The 19,637-nt window shown below is 69.0% G+C and carries 24 protein-coding genes and 7 pseudogenes; all 31 read right to left on the bottom strand.

Going from position 1 to position 19,637, the window contains the following annotated elements:
• Positions 1-58 precede the first annotated feature (58 nt).
• The 31 genes and pseudogenes from rpsM to rpsL all read right to left on the bottom strand — a co-directional run bounded on the left by rpsM (position 59) and on the right by rpsL (position 19,239).
• Positions 59-432 (bottom strand): annotated as a pseudogene (rpsM, locus tag BJF88_RS13655) (30S ribosomal protein S13).
• A gap of 227 nt (positions 433-659) precedes the next feature.
• Positions 660-773, bottom strand: coding sequence for a 50S ribosomal protein L36 (rpmJ, locus tag BJF88_RS13650; RefSeq protein ID WP_003956441.1), 114 nt, complete (start codon positions 771-773; stop codon positions 660-662).
• Positions 774-869: 96 nt separating this feature from the next.
• Complete coding sequence (gene infA, locus BJF88_RS13645; RefSeq protein WP_012867920.1) at positions 870-1,091, bottom strand: translation initiation factor IF-1; 222 nt, start codon at positions 1,089-1,091, stop codon at positions 870-872.
• A gap of 273 nt (positions 1,092-1,364) precedes the next feature.
• A complete protein-coding gene (gene map, locus BJF88_RS13640) occupies positions 1,365-2,201 on the bottom strand; it encodes a type I methionyl aminopeptidase (RefSeq protein WP_075829238.1) in 837 nt (278 codons plus the stop codon).
• Between the two features lie 62 nt (positions 2,202-2,263).
• Positions 2,264-2,821, bottom strand: a complete 558-nt coding sequence (locus BJF88_RS13635) for an adenylate kinase (protein ID WP_075829218.1) — start codon at positions 2,819-2,821, stop codon at positions 2,264-2,266.
• 41 nt (positions 2,822-2,862) lie between these two features.
• Positions 2,863-4,158, bottom strand: coding sequence for a preprotein translocase subunit SecY (gene secY / locus BJF88_RS13630; protein ID WP_075829217.1), 1,296 nt, complete (start codon positions 4,156-4,158; stop codon positions 2,863-2,865).
• A gap of 325 nt (positions 4,159-4,483) precedes the next feature.
• Positions 4,484-5,016 (bottom strand): annotated as a pseudogene (gene rplO / locus BJF88_RS13625) (50S ribosomal protein L15).
• On the bottom strand, positions 5,000-5,182 hold the full coding sequence (gene rpmD, locus BJF88_RS13620; RefSeq protein ID WP_069386384.1) for a 50S ribosomal protein L30: 183 nt from the start codon (positions 5,180-5,182) through the stop codon (positions 5,000-5,002). The pseudogene rplO and the gene rpmD overlap by 17 nt, the downstream one beginning before the upstream one ends.
• Positions 5,182-5,835, bottom strand: a complete 654-nt coding sequence (gene rpsE / locus BJF88_RS13615) for a 30S ribosomal protein S5 (RefSeq protein WP_075829216.1) — start codon at positions 5,833-5,835, stop codon at positions 5,182-5,184. The genes rpmD and rpsE overlap by 1 nt, the downstream gene beginning before the upstream one ends.
• A gap of 40 nt (positions 5,836-5,875) precedes the next feature.
• A pseudogene (gene rplR / locus BJF88_RS13610) lies at positions 5,876-6,246 on the bottom strand (50S ribosomal protein L18).
• Positions 6,247-6,248: 2 nt separating this feature from the next.
• The gene (rplF, locus tag BJF88_RS13605) at positions 6,249-6,785 is read right to left on the bottom strand and encodes a 50S ribosomal protein L6 (protein ID WP_075829215.1); all 537 of its coding nucleotides are present in this window, start codon (positions 6,783-6,785) and stop codon (positions 6,249-6,251) included.
• Between the two features lie 19 nt (positions 6,786-6,804).
• Positions 6,805-7,203 carry a 30S ribosomal protein S8 gene (gene rpsH, locus BJF88_RS13600; RefSeq protein ID WP_069386380.1) on the bottom strand — a complete coding sequence of 133 codons (399 nt, stop codon included), beginning with the start codon at positions 7,201-7,203 and terminating at the stop codon, positions 6,805-6,807.
• A 79-nt stretch (positions 7,204-7,282) separates the two neighbouring features.
• Positions 7,283-7,468, bottom strand: coding sequence for a type Z 30S ribosomal protein S14 (locus BJF88_RS13595; RefSeq protein WP_069386379.1), 186 nt, complete (start codon positions 7,466-7,468; stop codon positions 7,283-7,285).
• Between the two features lies 1 nt (position 7,469).
• Entirely contained in the window at positions 7,470-8,039 is a 570-nt protein-coding gene (rplE, locus tag BJF88_RS13590) for a 50S ribosomal protein L5 (RefSeq protein WP_069386378.1), read from the bottom strand.
• On the bottom strand, positions 8,039-8,380 hold the full coding sequence (rplX, locus tag BJF88_RS13585; protein WP_075829214.1) for a 50S ribosomal protein L24: 342 nt from the start codon (positions 8,378-8,380) through the stop codon (positions 8,039-8,041). The genes rplE and rplX overlap by 1 nt, the downstream gene beginning before the upstream one ends.
• A gap of 2 nt (positions 8,381-8,382) precedes the next feature.
• Positions 8,383-8,751 (bottom strand): 50S ribosomal protein L14, encoded by a 369-nt coding sequence (gene rplN / locus BJF88_RS13580; RefSeq protein ID WP_075829213.1) that lies wholly within the window; start codon positions 8,749-8,751, stop codon positions 8,383-8,385.
• Positions 8,752-8,975: 224 nt separating this feature from the next.
• Complete coding sequence (gene rpsQ / locus BJF88_RS13575; protein ID WP_139316082.1) at positions 8,976-9,266, bottom strand: 30S ribosomal protein S17; 291 nt, start codon at positions 9,264-9,266, stop codon at positions 8,976-8,978.
• Between the two features lie 11 nt (positions 9,267-9,277).
• On the bottom strand, positions 9,278-9,514 hold the full coding sequence (gene rpmC, locus BJF88_RS13570) for a 50S ribosomal protein L29 (RefSeq protein WP_075829211.1): 237 nt from the start codon (positions 9,512-9,514) through the stop codon (positions 9,278-9,280).
• Positions 9,514-9,933, bottom strand: coding sequence for a 50S ribosomal protein L16 (gene rplP / locus BJF88_RS13565; protein WP_075829210.1), 420 nt, complete (start codon positions 9,931-9,933; stop codon positions 9,514-9,516). The genes rpmC and rplP overlap by 1 nt, the downstream gene beginning before the upstream one ends.
• 2 nt (positions 9,934-9,935) lie before the next feature.
• A pseudogene (rpsC, locus tag BJF88_RS13560) lies at positions 9,936-10,771 on the bottom strand (30S ribosomal protein S3).
• Positions 10,771-11,148 (bottom strand): 50S ribosomal protein L22, encoded by a 378-nt coding sequence (gene rplV / locus BJF88_RS13555; RefSeq protein WP_075829209.1) that lies wholly within the window; start codon positions 11,146-11,148, stop codon positions 10,771-10,773. The pseudogene rpsC and the gene rplV overlap by 1 nt, the downstream one beginning before the upstream one ends.
• 73 nt (positions 11,149-11,221) lie before the next feature.
• Positions 11,222-11,503 carry a 30S ribosomal protein S19 gene (rpsS, locus tag BJF88_RS13550; RefSeq protein ID WP_075829208.1) on the bottom strand — a complete coding sequence of 94 codons (282 nt, stop codon included), beginning with the start codon at positions 11,501-11,503 and terminating at the stop codon, positions 11,222-11,224.
• A 15-nt stretch (positions 11,504-11,518) separates the two neighbouring features.
• Entirely contained in the window at positions 11,519-12,355 is an 837-nt protein-coding gene (gene rplB / locus BJF88_RS13545; RefSeq protein ID WP_075829207.1) for a 50S ribosomal protein L2, read from the bottom strand.
• Between the two features lie 31 nt (positions 12,356-12,386).
• Positions 12,387-12,677, bottom strand: a complete 291-nt coding sequence (gene rplW, locus BJF88_RS13540) for a 50S ribosomal protein L23 (RefSeq protein ID WP_075829206.1) — start codon at positions 12,675-12,677, stop codon at positions 12,387-12,389.
• Positions 12,674-13,384, bottom strand: a pseudogene (gene rplD, locus BJF88_RS13535) (50S ribosomal protein L4). Before rplD ends, rplW begins: the two are co-directional and overlap by 4 nt.
• A gap of 5 nt (positions 13,385-13,389) precedes the next feature.
• Positions 13,390-14,051 (bottom strand): annotated as a pseudogene (rplC, locus tag BJF88_RS13530) (50S ribosomal protein L3).
• 14 nt (positions 14,052-14,065) lie between these two features.
• Positions 14,066-14,372 (bottom strand): annotated as a pseudogene (gene rpsJ, locus BJF88_RS13525) (30S ribosomal protein S10).
• Between the two features lie 480 nt (positions 14,373-14,852).
• On the bottom strand, positions 14,853-16,049 hold the full coding sequence (gene tuf, locus BJF88_RS13520) for an elongation factor Tu (protein ID WP_075829205.1): 1,197 nt from the start codon (positions 16,047-16,049) through the stop codon (positions 14,853-14,855).
• 127 nt (positions 16,050-16,176) lie between these two features.
• Positions 16,177-18,279, bottom strand: coding sequence for an elongation factor G (fusA, locus tag BJF88_RS13515; protein ID WP_075829204.1), 2,103 nt, complete (start codon positions 18,277-18,279; stop codon positions 16,177-16,179).
• 115 nt (positions 18,280-18,394) lie between these two features.
• Positions 18,395-18,865 (bottom strand): 30S ribosomal protein S7, encoded by a 471-nt coding sequence (gene rpsG / locus BJF88_RS13510; protein ID WP_075829203.1) that lies wholly within the window; start codon positions 18,863-18,865, stop codon positions 18,395-18,397.
• The gene (rpsL, locus tag BJF88_RS13505) at positions 18,865-19,239 is read right to left on the bottom strand and encodes a 30S ribosomal protein S12 (RefSeq protein ID WP_021479869.1); all 375 of its coding nucleotides are present in this window, start codon (positions 19,237-19,239) and stop codon (positions 18,865-18,867) included. Before rpsL ends, rpsG begins: the two co-directional genes overlap by 1 nt.
• Between the last annotated feature and the right edge of the window lie 398 nt (positions 19,240-19,637).

Genomic DNA, 19,637 nt, shown 5'->3' with positions numbered 1-19,637 from the left:
GCGGCGGCGGGCTGCTCGCTGCTGAGCGCGCGCCCGGGCCCGCACGGCGGACTGCTGCTTAGCGGGCCTTCTTCTTGCCGGCCACGGTGCGCTTCGGGCCCTTGCGGGTGCGCGCGTGGTCTTCGTGCGCTGCCCGCGCACGGGAAGGCCGCGGCGGTGACGCAGCCCCTGGTAGGTGCCGATCTCGACCTTGCGGCGGATGTCGGCGGCCACCTCACGACGGAGGTCACCCTCGAGCTTGAAGTTGCCCTCGAGGTAGTCACGGAGCGCGACGAGCTCGGCGTCGCCGAGGTCCTTCACGCGGACGTCGGGGCTGATGCCCGTGGCGGACAGCGTCTGCTGCGCGCGGGTACGGCCGACGCCGAAGATGTAGGTGAGCGCCACCTCGAGCCGCTTGTCGCGGGGGAGGTCGACGCCGATGAGACGTGCCATGTGCCTTTCGGCTCCTCGTGCTTCGTTCGGAGGTCTGCCGCACCGCCCTCCCGCGAGATCCGCGGGCCCCGGCCTCCGAGCCGAGGGTTCCCCTGCCCCTTCGCGCGGTCCGCGGAGCGGCCGCCGCACGGGCAGGTTCGTGGTGGTGCGCTGGTGGGCGCCCGCCGGACGGCGGGTCGACCTGGTGATCCGGCCCGGAGGCCGTCACCCGTGGCGCAGGCGCGGGCTCAGCCCTGGCGCTGCTTGTGCCGCAGGTTGTCGCAGATCACCATGACGCGACCGTGCCGGCGGATCACCTTGCACTTGTCGCAGATCTTCTTGACGCTGGGCTTGACCTTCATCAGTGTTCCCTCGTGGTGCTCCGACGCCGTGCGCGACCGCGCGGGCGTGCCCGTCGGTCCGGCGTCGGCGACTGGTGGGTGGTGGACGCGTGGCGACTACTTGTAGCGGTAGACGATGCGGCCGCGGGACAGGTCGTACGGGCTGAGCTCGACCACCACGCGGTCCTCGGGGAGGATCCGGATGTAGTGCTGACGCATCTTGCCCGAGATGTGTGCGAGCACCTTGTGGCCGTTCGCCAGCTCCACGCGGAACATCGCGTTCGGCAGGGCCTCGACCACGCTGCCCTCGATCTCGATGACACCGTCCTTCTTTGCCATGTCCTCCGCTAACTCTCGTCTGAACTGCTCGGTCTCCGTGCGCGCAGGACCCGCCCGTGCGCATGGATCGTCGTGTGGAGCCGCGCACCGACCCTGGCACCCGGCCGCATGGTCGGGCACACCGGGCAGGTCGGTCCGCACGGACTACACCCAACGGTCCATCCTACGGCATCGGGCAAGCCTTGCGAAACCGGGTCGCCCGCCGCCGCAGGTGCTGCGAGCGTCGGGCGCGACGCCCGTCGCCACCGTGCCAGGCGCGGAGCCGCCCCGGCGTCAGCCGGCGAGCGGCGCGATCTCGACCCCGCGGTCGGCGAGCTCCTGCCGCCCGCCGTCGACCGCCGTGAGGACCCAGATCCCGCCCTCCAGAAGGGCGACGCTGTGCTCCCAGTGCGCCGAGCGCGACCCGTCGTCGGTCACGACGGTCCAGTCGTCCTCGCACACCTGCGTGAGGCGCTCCCCGCGCGTGAGCATCGGCTCGATCGCCAGGCACATGCCCGGCCTCAACCGCGGCCCGCGTTCGCGCGTGCGGTGGTTCGGCACGTCGGGCGGCTGGTGCATCGCGGACCCGATGCCGTGCCCGACGTACTCCTCGACGATCCCGAAGACGACGCCCGACCGCGCGCCGGACTCGCGTACCGAGTCCTCGATCGCGGCGCCGACGCCTCCCAGCCTCTCGCTCGTGGCGAGCGCCGCGATCCCGTCCCACATCGCACGCCGCGTCGCCTCGACGAGCGCCTCGTCCGCGGGGTCCGCGTCACCGAGCACGAAGGACGCCGCGGAGTCGCCGTGCCAGCCGTCCACGATCGCACCGCAGTCGACCGACACGACGTCGCCCGGACGCAGCTCGCGCGGGCCCGGGATGCCGTGGACGACCTCGTCGTTCACGGAGACGCAGACCGTCGCGGGGTACCCCTCGTAGCCGAGGAACGACGGCGTGGCACCGGCGTCCGCGATGACCGCGGCGGCGAGCTCGTCGAGGTCGCTCGTCGTCATGCCGGGGCGGGCGGCGCCGCGCACCGTCTCCAGCGCCTGTGCCACGACCAGCCCCGCGCGCCGCATGGCCCGCACCTGGTCGTGCGTCTTGTACTCGATGCGCTCGCGACCGAACACCGTGCTCCCACTCCCCCGCTCGCGCACCCGGACGGCTCGACGCCGCCCGACGGCAGCTGACGTCAGCCGACCGCCGGCGCGAGCGCCGTGACGATGCGCTCGGTGACCTCGTCGATCTCACCGATCCCGTCGACGCGTGCGAGCAGGTCGCGCTCGGCGTACGCGGACGTGAGCGGGGCGGTCTGCTCCTCGTAGATGTCCAGGCGGCGGGCGATCGCCTCGGCGGTGTCGTCCTCCCGGCCCTCGATCTGCGCCCGGCGCGCGAGCCGCGCCAGCAGCTCGTCGCGGTCCGCGGTGAGCTCCACGACGCCGTCCAGCGCCCAGCCCAGGTCCGCGAGGATCGCGTCCAGCTCGGTCACCTGGGCCGCGTTGCGCGGGTACCCGTCGAGGATGAACCCGCGCGCGGCGTCGTCCTGCGCGAGGCGGTCCCGCACCATCGCGTTCGTCACGGAGTCGGGGACGAGCTCACCCTTCGCGGTGTACTCCTGCGCGAGCCGCCCGAGCTCGGTGCCGCCCTTGATGTTCGCGCGGAAGATGTCACCCGTCGAGATGGCGGGGACGGCGAGCCGCTCGGCGAGGCGTGCCGCCTGCGTGCCCTTCCCGGCGCCCTGCGGACCCATGATGACCAGTCGCGCGTGGCCCGACGTGCTGGAGGCGTTGCTCAACGGAGGAACCCTTCGTAGTGGCGCTGCTGCAGCTGGGAGTCGATCTGCTTGACCGTCTCCAGGCCGACGCCCACCACGATGAGGATCGAGGACCCACCGAACGGGATGTTCGTGCTCACGCCGAGGCCGATGAGGACGAGCGTCGGCAGGAGGGCGACGAGCGCGAGGTAGATGGAGCCCGCGGACGTGATGCGGGTGATGACGTAGTCGAGGTACTCGGCGGTCGGGCGACCCGCGCGGATGCCCGGGATGAAGCCGCCGTACTTCTTCATGTTGTCCGCGACCTCGTCCGGGTTGAACGTGATCGCCGTGTAGAAGAAGCAGAAGAAGAGGATCATCGCGACGTACAGCGCGATGTGCAGCGGTGCCGCGGGGTCGGCGAGGTTCGTGCTGACCCAGACGACCCAGCCCGCGGTCTGGTCCCCGAACTGGGCGATGAGGCCCGGGACGGCGAGCAGCGAGGCCGCGAAGATGACCGGGATGACGCCCGCCATGTTGATCTTGATCGGGATGTAGGTGCTCGAGCCCCCGTACATCCGCCGGCCCACCATGCGCTTGGCGTACTGCACCGGGATCCGGCGCTGCGACTGCTCGACGAACACGACGAGCCCGATCACGAGGATGATCACCGCGATCATGATGATGAAGTTCACCGCGCCGTTCGCGCCGCCCGCGATCGACCACAGGGCGGTCGGGAAGCTGGCCGCGATCGACGTGAAGATCAGCAGCGACATGCCGTTGCCGACGCCGCGCTCGGTGATGAGCTCGCCGAGCCACATGATCAGGCCCGTGCCGGCGGTCATCGTGACGACCATGAGCGCCAGGGTCACGAAGCTGCCGTCGGGGATGACGTCGACCGAGCAGCCCTGGAAGAGCAGGCCGTTGCGCGCCGTCGTGATGACGGTCGTCGACTGGAGGATCGCGAGCGCGATCGTCAGGTAGCGCGTGTACTGCGTGAGCTTCGCCTGCCCCGACTGGCCCTCCTTGTGCAGGGCCTCGAAGCGCGGGATCACCACGCGCAGCAGCTGGGTGATGATGCTCGCGGTGATGTACGGCATGATGCCGAGCGCGAAGATCGACAGCTGGAGCAGCGCTCCCCCGCTGAACAGGTTGACGAGGCCGAGCAGGTCGTTGTTCTGCGACTCGGCGATGCACTGCTGCACGTTGGGGTAGTCCACGCCCGGCGTGGGGATGAACGAGCCCACCCGGAAGATCGCCATGATCGCGATCGTGAACAGCAGCTTGCGCCGCAGGTCAGGCGTCCGGAAAGCCCGGGCGAATGCGCTGAGCACCTATCCTCCTGGCCCGCCGAGGCGGGAAGTCGTGTCGCCGGGAGGCCCGGCGAGGTGTGACGCACGGCACCGGCGCCAAGAGGCACCCTAACCGTTGCGCCGCGTCGTTCGGCAATTCGATGTCCGCCGACCGGACAGGCGGGCGCCCGTCCGACGGTGGAGGGCGGCCGGCCGGTGCGCGACCGGCGACGGACCGTGGAGAAGTCTAGCCCTGCCCCGCCGTCGGGCAGGACCGTGGCCGGATCGAGGGCACGAGCGCTGCGGCTCCCCTCAGACGCGGACAGGGCCGACGGCGCGTGCGCGCCACCGGCCCTGTCCGTCGGTGTCAGTCCTGCGAGACCGAGCCGCCCGCCGCGAGGATCTTCTCGCGCGCGGAACCCGAGAGGGCGTCGACCGCGACCTCGAGCTTGACGGTGATCTCGCCCGTGCCCAGCACCTTCACCGGCTGGCCCTTGCGGACCGCGCCCTTCGCGACGAGGTCCTCGACGGTGACGGAGCCACCCTCGGGGTACAGCGCCGCGAGCTTGTCCAGGTTGACGACCTGGTACTCGGTGCGGAACGGGTTCTTGAAGCCGCGCAGCTTCGGCAGGCGCATGTGCAGAGGCATCTGCCCGCCCTCGAAGCGCTCGGGGACTGGTAGCGCGCCTTCGTACCCTTGGTACCGCGGCCCGCCGTCTTGCCCTTCGACGCCTCACCACGACCCACGCGGGTCTTGGCCTTCTTGGCGCCGGGGGCCGGACGCAGGTGGTGGACCTTGAGGGTGCCGCCGGCACCCTGCTCGACCTCGGCCGCCTTCGCCTGCGGAGCCTCGGCGGTCTTCTTCGTGGCCTTCTCAGCATCGTCACTCGACCTCCTCAACGGTGACGAGGTGCGCCACCGTCGCGACCATGCCGCGGATCTCCGGGCGGTCCTCCTTCACGGCGGTGTCGCCGATCCGCTTGAGGCCCAGAGTGCGCAGCGTGTCGCGCTGGTTCTGCTTGCCGCCGATGGCGGACTTCTTCTGGGTCACCTTCAGCCTGGCCATCAGGCGCTCACCCCCGCAGCACGCGCGCGCAGGAGCGCGGCCGGGGCCACGTCCTCGAGCGGGAGACCACGACGCGCGGCGACAGCCTCGGGCTGCTCCAGGCCGCGCAGCGCCTCCACGGTCGCGTGCACGATGTTGATCGCGTTGGACGAGCCGAGCGACTTGCTCAGCACGTCGTGGATGCCTGCGCACTCGAGCACGGCGCGCACCGGACCACCGGCGATCACACCGGTACCCGGAGAGGCCGGGCGGAGGAAGACGACGCCGGCGGCGGCCTCGCCCTGGATCGGATGCGGGATGGTGCCCTGGATGCGCGGGACCTTGAAGAAGTTCTTCTTGGCCTCCTCGACACCCTTGGCGATCGCCGCGGGCACCTCCTTCGCCTTGCCGTAGCCGACGCCGACCGTGCCGTCGCCGTCGCCCACCACGACGAGCGCGGTGAAGCTGAAGCGGCGGCCGCCCTTGACGACCTTGGCGACGCGGTTGATGGTGACGACGCGCTCGACGAAGGCGTTCTTCTCGGCTGCGTCGCCGCGGCGACCGTCGCGGCGGTTGTCACGACGGTTGTCGCGTCCCCCGCGAGCGTTCTGGTCGCTCGACTCGTTGGCGGCACCCGTGGGGGCGCCGGTGTTGCTGCGCTGCCCTGCAGCCATCAGAGAATCCTTTGCTTCCGTGTACGGATGGTCGACGTCGTCACAGGGCCAGACCGCCCTCGCGGGCGCCGTCGGCGACCGCCGCGACCCGGCCGTGGTACTTGTTGCCACCGCGGTCGAACACGACCGAGTCGACGCCTTGGCCTTCGCACGCTCGGCGACGAGCTCGCCGACCCGACGGGCCTTGGCGCTCTTGTCGCCGTCGAGAGCGCGCAGGTCCGCCTCGAGGGAGGACGCCGACGCGAGGGTCTGACCGATCGTGTCGTCGACGACCTGGGCCGTGATGTGGCGCGTGGAGCGCGTCACCACGAGGCGCGGACGAGCGGCGGTCCCCTTGATCTTCTTGCGCAGGCGCAGGTGGCGGCGCTGACGCGCGACGGCCTTGCCCTTGCCGAGAACCTTCAGAGCCATCGTTACTTACCAGCCTTTCCGACCTTGCGGCGGACGACCTCGCCGGCGTAACGCACACCCTTGCCCTTGTACGGCTCGGGCTTGCGGATCTTGCGGATGTTCGCCGCGACCTCGCCGACCTGCTGCTTGTCGATGCCGGAGACCGAGAACTTCGTCGGGCTCTCGACCGCGAACGTGATGCCGGCCGGTGCCGAGACGACCACCGGGTGGCTGAACCCGAGCGCGAACTCGAGGTCCGCACCCTTCGCGGTCACGCGGTAACCCGTGCCCACGATCTCCAGCTTCTTCTCGTAGCCCTGCGTCACGCCCTGGACGAGGTTCGCCAGCAGGGTGCGCGTGAGGCCGTGCAGCGAGCGGGACTCGCGCTCGTCGTCCGGGCGCGTCACCACGAGGGTGCCGTCCTCCTGGGCGACGTTGATGGGAGCGGGCACACGGTGCTCGAGAGAGCCCTTGGGGCCCTTCACGGTCACGAGCGCGCCGCTGATGGTGACGTCCACGCCGGCCGGGACCGGAACGGGGAGCTTGCCGATTCGAGACATGGCGGATCTCCTTTCCGGGTTACCAGACGTAGGCGAGGACTTCGCCGCCCACGCCCTTCGTGGCGGCCTGCTTGTCCGTCAGCAGGCCGGAGGACGTGGACAGGATCGCCACGCCCAGGCCGCCGAGGACCTTGGGCAGGTTGGTGGACTTCGCGTAGACGCGCAGGCCGGGCTTCGACACGCGGCGCACGCCGGCGAGGCTGCGCTCACGGTTCGGGCCGAACTTGAGCTGGATGGTGAGCGTCTTGCCCACCCTCGCGTCCTCGACGCTCCAGCCGGCGATGTAGCCCTCGGCCTGGAGGATCTCGGCGATGTGCGACTTCAGCTTCGAGTGCGGCATGGAGACCGTCTCGTGGTAGGCCGAGTTCGCGTTGCGCAGACGCGTGAGCATGTCTGCGATCGGGTCGGTCATCGTCATCGGGCTTCAGCCCTTCCTCGTCGGGGTATCCCGGCGGACGCACGCGTGGCGCGTCCCGCCGGGACCGGCGACGTAGTTGTTACCAGCTGCTCTTGGTGACGCCGGGAAGCTCACCACGGTGTGCCATCTCGCGCAGGCAGATGCGGCACAGGCCGAACTTGCGGTACACGGAGTGCGGACGACCGCACCGCTGGCACCGGGTGTAGGCGCGGACCGCGAACTTCGGCTTGGCGGCCGCCTTGTTGATCAGGGCCTTCTTCGCCATGTCAGTTCTCCTTGAAGGGGAAACCGAGACGGCGCAGCAGGGAGCGGCCCTCGTCGTCGGTCGTCGCCGTGGTCACGATCGTGATGTCCATGCCGCGGACACGGTCGATCTTGTCCTGGTCGATCTCGTGGAACATCGACTGCTCCGTGAGGCCGAACGTGTAGTTGCCGTGGCCGTCGAACTGCTTCGGCGACAGACCGCGGAAGTCGCGGATGCGCGGCAGGGCGATCGACAGCAGACGGTCGAGGAACTCCCACATCCGGTCGCCGCGCAGCGTGACGTGCGCACCGATCGGCATGCCCTCGCGCAGCTTGAACTGCGCGATGGACTTGCGGGCCTTCGTCACCTGCGGCTTCTGGCCGGTGATCGCGGACAGGTCCCGGATGGCGCCCTCGATGAGCTTCGAGTCCTTGGCCGCGTCACCGACACCCATGTTCACGACGATCTTCGTGACGCGGGCGACCTGGTTGACGTTCTCGTGCCCGAACTCCTCGCGCAGGCCGGCGACGATCTCGTCGCGGTAGCGCTGCTTGAGGCGCGGGACCTCGGGGGCTGCGATATCGGTGCTCATCAGATGTCCTTACCGGAGCGCTTGGCGACGCGCACGCGAACGGTGCGCTGGCGGCCGTCACGCTCGACCTCTTCGGTGCGGTACCCGACGCGGGTGCCCTTCTTGGTCTCCGGGTCGACGACCATCACGTTGCTGACGTGGATCGGGGCCTCGACCGTCTCGATGCCACCGGTCCGGGTGCCCCGCTGGGACTGGCCGACCTTGGTGTGCTTCGTGACGCGCTGGACGCCCTCGACGACCAGGCGGTCGCTGTCCTTGAGGACCTCGAGGACGCGGCCCTGCTTGCCCTTGTCCTTGCCCGCGATGACGACCACGAGGTCGCCCTTCTTGATCTTCGCCATGGTCAGAGCACCTCCGGAGCCAGCGAGATGATCTTCATGAACCGCTTGTCGCGCAGCTCACGGCCGACGGGGCCGAAGATGCGCGTGCCGCGCGGCTCGCCGTCGTTCTTGAGGATCACGGCCGCGTTCTCGTCGAACTTGATGTAGGAACCGTCCGGACGACGGCGCTCCTTGGCGGTGCGGACGACGACCGCCTTGACGACGTCGCCCCTCTTCACGTTGCCGCCCGGGATCGCGTCCTTGACGGTGGCGACGATGACGTCACCGATTCCGGCGTAGCGACGGCCCGAGCCACCGAGAACACGGATGCAGAGGATCTCCTTGGCACCCGTGTTGTCGGCGACACGAAGTCGCGACTCCTGCTGGATCATGTATGTACTCCTGTCGTCGAGCCGGTTCTCGCCGGTGGGCGAGCCTTGCCGAACGGATAGCTGTCAGTGCCGGGTCCCTCGCGGGTGAACCGGCCAGGCCGGGGGCGGAGCGCTCCCGGTCCTGTCCTCACTGGTTGCCGCGCCCGAGGGCCCGGCACGAGACCGGTCGTGACGGGCGGAGCGTGCCGCCCGTCAGACCGTGCCTGTCGGCGAACCGTCAGACCTTACTTGGCCTTCTCGAGGATCTCCACCAGGCGCCACCGCTTGGTCGCGGACAGCGGGCGGGTCTCCATGATGACCACGAGGTCGCCGACGCCGGCGGTGTTCTGCTCGTCGTGCGCCTTGACCTTGCTCGTGCGCCGGATGACCTTGCCGTAGAGCGGGTGCTTGACCCGGTCCTCGACCTCGACCACCACGGTCTTGTCCATCTTGTCGCTCACGACGTAGCCGCGGCGCGTCTTGCGGTTGGCGCGCGTGGCGTCCTCCACAGGAACGTTCGTTGCGTTCTCGCTCATTCCAGCCTCACTCACTCGGCGCTCGGCGCAGTACGGATACCGAGCTCGCGCTCACGCAGGATCGTGTAGATCCGGGCGATGTCGCGGCGCACGGCCTTGAGGCGACCGTGGCTCTCCAGCTGGCCGGTGGCCGACTGGAAGCGGAGGTTGAACAGCTCCTCCTTGGTCTCCTTGAGCTTCGCGACGAGCGACTCGTCGTCCATGGCGTCCAGGTCGACCGGGGCGAGCCCCTTCGTTCCGATAGCCATCAGTTGCCACCACCCTCGCGCACCACGAAACGGCACTTCATCGGGAGCTTGTGGATCGCGCGGCGCATCGCCTCGCGAGCCAGGGGCTCCGGGACACCGGCCAGCTCGAACACGATGCGGCCGGGCTTGACGTTGGCGACCCACCACTCGGGCGAGCCCTTGCCGGAGCCCATGCGGGTCTCGGCGGGCTTCTTCGTCAGCGGGCGGTCCGGGTAGATGTTGATCCAGACCTTTCCGCCACGCTTGATGTGACGGGTCATCGCGATACGAGCAGCCTCGATCTGCCGGTTCGTGACGTACGCGGGCTCGAGAGCCTGGATGCCGTAGTCGCCGAAGGAGATCTGCGTGCCACCCTTCGCCGCGCCGGAGCGCGACGGGTGGTGCTGCTTGCGGTGCTTGAGCCTGCGCGGGATCAGCATGCTCAGGCCTCCGTTCCGGTCTCAGGGGCCTGCTGAGCGGGCTCCGTGGCCGGGGCCTGCTCGGCGGCCGGCGCCTCGGGAGCAGCGCTCCGCTCGGCCGAACGCTCGGGACGACGCCCACCACGGCGCTCGCCACGGTCGCCGCGGGGACCACGGCCCTGGCGCGGGGCGGCCGACGCCTGCTGCGCCGCCCACTCCTTCTCCGTCATGTCGCCCTTGTAGATCCACACCTTCACGCCGATGCGGCCGAAGGTCGTGCGGGCCTCGAAGAAGCCGTAGTCGATGTTCGCGCGCAGCGTGTGCAGCGGCACACGACCCTCGCGGTAGAACTCGGACCGGCTCATCTCCGCGCCGCCGAGGCGGCCGGAGACCTGCACGCGGATGCCCTTCGCACCGGCACGCTGGGCGGACTGGATGCCCTTGCGCATGGCGCGACGGAACGAGACACGGCTCGCGAGCTGCTCGGCGATCCCCTGGGCCACGAGCTGCGCGTCGATCTCCGCGTTCTTGACCTCGAGGATGTTGAGCTGCACCTGCTTGCCGGTGAGCTTCTCCAGCTCGCCGCGGATGCGGTCCGCCTCGGCGCCGCGGCGGCCGATGACGATGCCGGGGCGCGCCGTGTGGATGTCCACGCGGACGCGGTCACGGGTGCGCTCGATCTCGACCTTGGAGATGCCGGCGCGCTCGAGACCGGTGCTCATGAGCTTGCGGATCTGGACGTCCTCGCGGACGTAGTCGCGGTACCGCTGACCGGGCTTGGTGCTGTCGGCGAACCAGCGCGACCGGTGGTCGGTGGTGATGCGAGGCGGTACCCGTGCGGGTGAACCTTCTGTCCCACTATCGGGTCCCTTCCTTGTTCTCACGCTGCGTCTTCGGTGCCACGACCACGGTGATGTGGCTCGTGCGCTTGAGGATGCGGCTCGCGCGGCCCTGGGCACGCGGGCGGAAACGCTTGAGGGTCGGGCCCTCGTCGACGAACACCTCGCGCACGACGAGCTCCTGCTCCTCGAACGCGACGCTCGCGCGGTCGGCCTTCACCCGGGCGTTGGCGATGGCGCTCTCCACGACCTTGCGGACGGGCTCGCTCGCCGACTGCGGTGCGAACTTCAGCACCGCGACGGCCTCGGAGGCCTGCTTGCCACGGATGAGGTCCACGACGCGCCGGGCCTTCTGGGGCGTGACACGGACGAACCGCGCCTGCGCCTTGGCTTCCATTGCTGTCCTGCCTTCTTGTCTTGTGACCGTCAGGAGCACGTCACTGCTTGTCTCGCGGGCCGGGGCCCACGAGTCAGCGGCGACGGCCCTTCTTGTCGTCCTTCACGTGGCCGCGGAAGGTCCGCGTGGGAGCGAACTCGCCGAGCTTGTGGCCGACCATCGCCTCGGTGACGAACACCGGGGTGTGCTTGCGGCCGTCGTGCACGGCAAAGGTGTGACCGAGGAAGTCGGGCGTGATGACCGACCGACGGGACCAGGTCTTGATGACGTTCTTGGTCCCCTTCTCGTTCTGAGCGTCCACCTTCTTCTGCAGGTGGTCGTCGACGAAGGGGCCCTTCTTCAGGCTACGAGGCATGTCTCCAGGCTCCTATCAGCGCTTCTTGCCGGTGCGGCGGCGACGCACGATCAGCTTGTCGCTCGGCTTGTTGGGGCGACGGGTGCGGCCCTCGGGCTGACCCCACGGGCTCACCGGGTGGCGACCACCGGAGGTCTTGCCCTCACCACCACCGTGCGGGTGGTCGATCGGGTTCATCGCGACACCGCGGACGGTCGGGCGCTTGCCCTTCCACCGCATGCGGCCGGCCTTGCCCCAGTTGATGTTCGACTGCTCGGCGTTGCCCACCTCGCCGACCGTCGCGCGGCAGCGCAGGTCGACGTTGCGGATCTCGCCGGACGGCATGCGCAGCTGCGCGTACGGTCCGTCCTTCGCGACGAGCTGCACCGACGCGCCGGCCGAGCGGGCGATCTTCGCGCCGCCGCCGGGCCGGAGCTCGATGGCGTGGATGACCGTACCGGTCGGGATGTTGCGCAGCGGCAGGTTGTTGCCGGGCTTGATGTCGGCACCGGCACCGTTCTCGATGACGTCGCCCTGCTTGAGGCGGCTCGGAGCGAGGATGTAGCGCTTCTCGCCGTCCGCGTAGTGCAGGAGCGCGATGCGCGCCGTGCGGTTGGGGTCGTACTCGATGTGCGCGACCTTCGCGGGCACGCCGTCCTTGTCGTGACGACGGAAGTCGATCACGCGGTACGCACGCTTGTGGCCACCGCCCTTGTGCCGGGTGGTGATGCGGCCGGAGCTGTTGCGGCCACCGCTCTTGGAGAGCGGGCGGACCAGAGACTTCTCCGGCTGCGAGCGCGTGATCTCGGCGAAGTCGGCGACGCTCGAGCCACGGCGGCCGGGCGTCGTCGGCTTGTACTTACGGATTCCCATGGGGATCTGTCCTCAATCTGCTCTCGTCGGCTCAGCCGAAGATGTCGATCGTGCCCTCGCGGAGGGTGACGATCGCACGCTTGGTGTCCTTGCGCTTGCCCAGGCCGAAACGCGTGCGACGCGCCTTGCCCTTGCGGTTGATCGTGTTCACCGAGGCGACCTTGACGTCGAAGATCTGCTCGATCGCGATCTTGATCTCGGTCTTGTTGCTCCGCGGGTCGACGATGAACGTGTACTTGCCCTCGTCGAGCAGGCCGTAGCTCTTCTCGGAGACGACCGGCGCGAGGATCACGTCACGGGGGTCCTTGGTCACGGTGGTCACTTCGCGGCCTCCTCGGCAGCAGTCTCGTCCGCCTCGGTGGAGGTGGCGACGGCCTTCGCGGAGCGACCCTTGACCGGGCCGGCCAGGAACGCGTCGAGCGCGCCCTGCGTGAAGACGACGTCGTCCGAGACGAGGACGTCGTAGGTGTTGAGCTGGTCGGCCACCAGGAGGTGGACCTGCTCGACGTTCCGCAGCGACTTGATCGTCAGGTCGTCACCGCGCTCGGTGACCACGAGGACGTGCTTGCGCCCGGAGAGCTTGGCGAGCGTCGCGAGGGCGGTCCGCGTCGACGGCGTGCCGTCGACCCCGAACCCCGTGACGACGTGCACGCGGCCGTGACGCGCCCGGTCGGACAGGCGCCGCGCAGCGCGGCAGCTTCATCTTCTTGGGCGTGCGCTGGTCGTACGAGCGCGGCGTCGGGCCGTGGACGGTGCCACCGCCGGCGAACTGCGGCGCGCGGATCGAGCCCTGACGGGCGCGACCGGTGCCCTTCTGCTTGTACGGCTTCTTGCCACCGCCGCGGACCTCGCCGCGGGTCTTGGTGTCGTGCGTGCCTGGCGCGCGGCGGCGCGCTGCGCGACGACGACCTGGTGGATCAGCGGGACGTTCGTCTCGACGTCGAACACCGCGGCGGGGAGCTCGGCGGTGCCGGCCTTCGTGCCGTTCGCGTCGAGGACGTCGACGGTCAGAGCGGTCTGCTCAGCCATGGGGTTCACGCTCCCTTCGCGGCGCTGCGCACGAGGACGACGCCGCCCTTGGGGCCGGGGACCGCGCCCTTGACGAGCAGCAGACCCTTCTCGACGTCGACCGCGTGGACGGTCAGGTTCTGGGTGGTCTGGCGGGCGTTGCCCATGCGACCGGCCATGCGCAGGCCCTTGAACACGCGCGACGGGGTCGAGGCCCCACCGATCGAGCCGGGCTTGCGGTGGTTGCGGTGGGCACCGTGCGAGGCGCCGACGCCGGCGAAGCCGTGACGCTTCATGACACCGGCGGTGCCCTTGCCCTTGGTCGTGCCCACGACGTCGACCACGGCACCGGCCTCGAAGGCCTCGGCGGTGATCTCCTGGCCGAGCGCGTACTCGGCGGCGTCGGAGGTGCGGACCTCGGCCACGTGGCGGCGCGGCGTGACGCCGGCCTCTCGAAGTGGCCCTTGAGGGGCTTGGTGACCTTGCGCGGGTCGATCTGCCCGTAGGCGAGCTGGACCGCGGCGTAGCCGTCGGCGTCAGCCGTACGGACCTGCGTGATGACGTTGGTGCCGACCGCGACGACCGTCACGGGCACGAGGCGACCGGCCTCGTCCCAGAGCTGCGTCATCCCGAGCTTGGTGCCGAGCACGGCCGTGACCGGGCGGGCGTTCTGCTGGGGGGTAGTCATGATGTCCTCCAGCCTCAGAGCTTGATCTCGATGTTCACGTCGGCCGGCAGGTCGAGACGCATGAGCGAGTCGACGCCTTCGGCGTGGGGTCGATGATGTCGATCAGCCGCTTGTGCGTGCGCATCTCGAAGTGCTCGCGGCTGTCCTTGTACTTGTGAGGCGACCGGATGACGGTGAAGACGTTCTTCTCCGTCGCAGCGGCACCGGACCCACGACCGTTGCACCAGCGCGCGTCACCGTGTCGACGATCTTGCGCGCCGAGCTGTCGATGACCTCGTGGTCGTAGGACTTGAGCCGGATGCGGATCTTCTGTCCCGCCATGGCGTCGTCTGACTCTCTCTCTCGAACCGCTAGCTGTCCGACCCCCGCGCTCGGGCGTGTCGCGTAGTCGCGACGCACCTGGCGCACACGCCGGGAAGGCGCGGGGCCGTTGGATATGTGAACCGCCGCGCACCGTGCTCGCGCACGGCGCTGCAGCGTGGCCACAACGTTTGTCGAGCCTGCTCGGAACGTGCGTCCCGCGGGGTGCTCGATCCGTGTCGACAGAGAGCTCAACCCGCAGACCCGGGCCGTAAGGGACCCGGTGTCCGTCCTCGCGCCGCGAGGACCGGTTCAACACACTGTTCGACACGTGAAAGAGCGCGCCCGTATCAGGCAACCTGAACAGTCTGCCACACGGGCGCGCAGGAGTCCAAGTCGGGACCCGGCGACTCCTCCCCCGCCCCCCGCACCGGACGCACGAGGGCCCGGCACCTGACGGTACCGGGCCCTCGCAGCTCGCTGCCGACGGGCAGCGTCAGATCACTTGAGGATCTTGGTGACGCGGCCGGAGCCCACGGTGCGGCCACCCTCACGGATGGCGAAGCCGAGGCCCTCCTCCATGGCGATCGGCTGGATCAGCTCGACCGTCATCTCGGTGTTGTCGCCGGGCATGACCATCTCGGTGCCCTCGGGCAGCGTGATGACGCCGGTGACGTCCGTCGTGCGGAAGTAGAACTGCGGACGGTAGTTCGAGTAGAACGGGTTGTGACGGCCGCCCTCGTCCTTGCCCAGGATGTAGACCTGCGCCTCGAAGTTGGTGTGCGGCGTGATCGAACCCGGCTTCACGACGACCTGGCCGCGCTCGACGTCCTCGCGCTTGATGCCGCGCAGGAGCAGACCGGTGTTGTCGCCGGCCTGGGCCTGGTCCATCTGCTTGTGGAACGTCTCGATGCCCGTGACCGTGGTCTTCTGGGGCGCGCGGATGCCGACGATCTCGACGTCCGAGTTGAGGTCCAGCGTGCCACGCTCGACCTTGCCGGTGACGACGGTGCCACGACCGGTGATCGTGAAGACGTCCTCGACGGGCATGAGGAACGGCTTGTCGAGCTCGCGCTGCGGCTCCGGCACGTTCTCGTCGACGGCCTCCATGAGCTCGATGACCTTGGCGGTCCACTCGGGGTCGCCCTCGAGCGCCTTGAGGCCCGACACGCGCACGACCGGCGCGTTGTCGCCGTCGAACTCCTGCGAGGAGAGGAGCTCGCGCACCTCCATCTCGACGAGCTCGAGGATCTCCTCGTCCTCGACCATGTCCGCCTTGTTGAGCGCGACCAGCAGGTAGGGCACGCCGACCTGGCGGGCGAGGAGCACGTGCTCACGCGTCTGCGCCATCGGACCGTCGGTCGCGGCGACCACGAGGATCGCGCCGTCCATCTGGGCGGCACCGGTGATCATGTTCTTGATGTAGTCGGCGTGACCAGGAGCGTCGACGTGCGCGTAGTGACGCTTCGGCGTCTCGTACTCGATGTGCGCGATGTTGATCGTGATACCGCGCTGCTTCTCCTCGGGAGCCGCGTCGATCTCGTCGAAGTTGCGCTGCACGTTCGCCGGCAGGTCCGGGTACTTGTCCGCGAGCGTCTTCGAGATCGCCGCCGTCAGCGTCGTCTTACCGTGGTCGACGTGACCGATGGTGCCGATGTTGACGTGCGGCTTGGTCCGCTCGAACTTGGCCTTAGCCACTGGGGTCCTCCTGGGACTTGGGTAGATGTGCCGAACGTTGCGAATGTCGACCGAGAGATCCTACATCCGCGGGGCGTTGCGGTTGCCTACAGGTTGATGGTTGTGCGGGTCTTCGACCTGTGGGGACTCACTCGCCCCGGGTCTTCTTGATGATCTCGTCGGCAACGTTCCGAGGAACCTCGGCGTAGCTGTCGAACTGCATCGAGTACACGGCGCGACCCTGCGTCTTGGACCGGAGGTCACCGATGTACCCGAACATCTCTGACAACGGTACTTGCGCCCGGACGACCTTCACACCCGTCGCGTCCTCCATGGACTGGATCATTCCACGACGTGAGTTGATGTCGCCGATGACGTCGCCCATGTACTCCTCGGGCGTGCGCACCTCGACCGCCATCACCGGCTCCAGCAGAACCGGGTCCGCCCGCTTGACGCCCTCCTTGAGGACCATCGAGCCGGCGATCTTGAACGCCATCTCCGAGGAGTCGACCTCGTGGTAGGCGCCGTCGAGCAGCGTCGCCTTCACCCCGACCAGCGGGAAGCCGGCGAGCACGCCGAGCTCCATCGCGGACTGGATGCCGGCGTCGACGCTCGGGATGTACTCGCGCGGGATGCGACCACCGGTGACGGCGTTCTCGAACTCGTAGAGCTCGTTCTCGCTGGTGTCGAGCGGCTCGAAGGTCACCTGGACCTTCGCGAACTGCCCGGACCCACCGGTCTGCTTCTTGTGCGTGTAGTCGATCTTCTCCGCCTTGCGACGGATCGTCTCGCGGTACGCGACCTGCGGCTTGCCGACGTTCGCCTCGACCTTGAACTCGCGACGCATGCGGTCCACGAGGATGTCGAGGTGCAGCTCGCCCATACCGCCGATGACGGTCTGGCCGGTCTCGTCGTCCAGCTTGACGCGGAACGTCGGGTCCTCCTCGGCGAGCTTCTGGATCGCCGTGGAGAGCTTCTCCTGGTCCGCCTTCGTCTTCGGCTCGATCGCGACGTCGATGACGGGCTCGGGGAACGTCATCGACTCGAGGATCACCGGGTTCGCCGGGTCGGTGAGCGTGTCACCGGTCGTGACGTCCTTGAGACCGATGAACGCGTAGATGTGACCCGCGGTGGCGTCGGGGACCGGGTTCTCCTTGTTGGAGTGCATCTGGAAGAGCTTCCCGATGCGCTCCTTCTTGTTCTTCGTCGAGTTGAGCACCTGGGCGCCCTGCTCGACCTTGCCCGAGTAGACGCGGACGTAGGTGAGCTTGCCGAAGAACGGGTGCGAGGCGACCTTGAACGCCAGCGCGGAGAACGGCTCGTTGGCGTCGGGGTGACGCTCGACGACCTTCTCCTCGTCCTTGACGTCGTGGCCCTCGATCGCGGGGACGTCGAGCGGCGACGGCAGGTAGTCGATGACCGCGTCGAGCATGGGCTGCACGCCCTTGTTCTTGAACGCGGAGCCGCAGAGCACCGGGAACGCCTCGCCGGCGATGACGAGCTTGCGGATGCCGGACTTGATCTCCGCGATCGTCAGCTCCTCGCCACCGAGGTACTTCTCGAGCAGCTCCTCGTCCGCCTCGGCGACGGCCTCGAGCAGCTCGTTGCGGTACTGCTCCGCGCTCTCGACGAGGTCGGCCGGGATCTCCTCGGTGTCGTACGCCTCGCCGAGCTTGGTCTCGCCGTGCCAGACCAGCGCCTTCATCTCGAGCAGGTCGACGACGCCGGTGAAGTCGTTCTCCGAGCCGATCGGCAGCTGGATGACCAGCGGCTTCGCCTTGAGGCGCTCGACGATGGTCTTCACGGTGAAGTAGAAGTCCGCACCGAGCTTGTCCATCTTGTTGACGAAGCAGATGCGCGGGACGTTGTACTTGTCCGCCTGGCGCCACACCGTCTCCGACTGCGGCTCCACGCCCTCCTTGCCGTCGAAGACGGCGACGGCGCCGTCGAGCACGCGCAGGGAGCGCTCGACCTCGACCGTGAAGTCGACGTGGCCGGGCGTGTCGATGATGTTGATCTGGTTGTTCTTCCAGTAGCAGGTCGTCGCGGCCGACGTGATGGTGATGCCGCGCTCCTGCTCCTGCTCCATCCAGTCCATCGTCGACGCGCCGTCGTGCGTCTCACCGATCTTGTAGTTCACACCCGTGTAGAACAGGATGCGCTCGGTGGTCGTGGTCTTCCCGGCATCGATGTGGGCCATGATGCCGATGTTGCGGACCTTGTTCAGGTCGGTCAGCACGTCAAGTGCCACGGTCTGTTTCCCTCGCTAGGTGGGTTGAGTCGGAGGCGCTGCTCGGACCGGGCTGGCCGGCCGGGGACCCGCCGACGGCCCCGGGGACGTGCGTCCACGGGGCCGGTCGGGCGGACTACCAGCGGTAGTGGGCGAAGGCCTTGTTGGACTCCGCCATCTTGTGCATGTCCTCGCGACGCTTGACCGCGGCGCCGAGGCCGTTGCTGGCGTCGAGGATCTCGTTCATGAGGCGCTCGGTCATGGTCTTCTCGCGGCGGGCGCGCGAGTAGTCCGTGAGCCAGCGCAGCGCGAGGGTCGTGGCGCGCGCGGGGCGGACCTCGACCGGGACCTGGTAGGTGGCGCCACCGACGCGGCGCGAGCGGACCTCGAGCGCGGGGCGCACGTTCTCGAGCGCGCGCTTGAGGACGACGACGGGGTCACCGTCGGTCTTCGACCGGACGCCCTCGAGGGCGCCGTAGACGATCGACTCGGCGGTCGACTTCTTGCCGTCGAGCAGCACCTTGTTGATGAGCTGGGTGACGACGGGCGACCCGTAGACCGGGTCGACGATGAGCGGCCGCTTCGGGGCCGGGCCCTTGCGAGGCATCAGCTCTTCTCCTTCTTGGCGCCGTAGCGGCTGCGGGCCTGCTTGCGGTTCTTCACGCCCTGCGTGTCGAGCGCGCCGCGCACGATCTTGTAGCGCACACCGGGGAGGTCCTTCACACGACCGCCGCGCACGAGCACGATGGAGTGCTCCTGGAGGTTGTGGCCGACGCCGGGGATGTAGGCCGTGACCTCGACCTGGGAGGAGAGCTTCACGCGAGCGACCTTGCGCAGCGCGGAGTTCGGCTTCTTCGGGGTGGTGGTGTACACGCGCGTGCACACACCGCGCCGCTGCGGGGAGCCCTTGAGGGCGGGGGTCTTGGACTTCCCCACCTTCGAGGTCCGCCCCTTGCGGACGAGCTGCTGGATCGTAGGCACTACGTCTCCGTGTCTTCTCGAGCTGCGCCGGGGCGATCCCCGGCCTGTGGTCGTGCTGGCTTCGGGCGCCGATCGCACGCGGCGCCCGCAACGCTGTGCGTCGCACGCAGCCACCTACCACCGGCTCGATGGTCCGGGCCGGCCGTCGAGCGCCGGGCGCGGGACGGACGGGGTCCGGAGTGCTCGCGCACTCACATCGACCCGTCCGGAGATCACCAGTGCGGCGCGGTGTGCGTCGAGGCGAGGCATCGACGCGGGCGCGAGCCGCGAGGAACATCACAGAGGGCCCGACGGCGCGGGCACGGTTTACCAGGCTACCTGCCGCGTCCGGGGTAGTCAAAGGTGCAGGTCCCCTGACGCGGACGGGTGCCCGACGTCCGCAGGGCGAGCCTGCGTCG

The sequence above is a fragment of the Cellulosimicrobium sp. CUA-896 genome (assembly GCF_001942335.1).
Lineage (GTDB): Bacteria > Actinomycetota > Actinomycetes > Actinomycetales > Cellulomonadaceae > Cellulosimicrobium.
The sequence above is the reverse complement of the archived record's forward strand: the minus strand, read 5'-3'. Positions and strand labels throughout refer to the sequence as shown.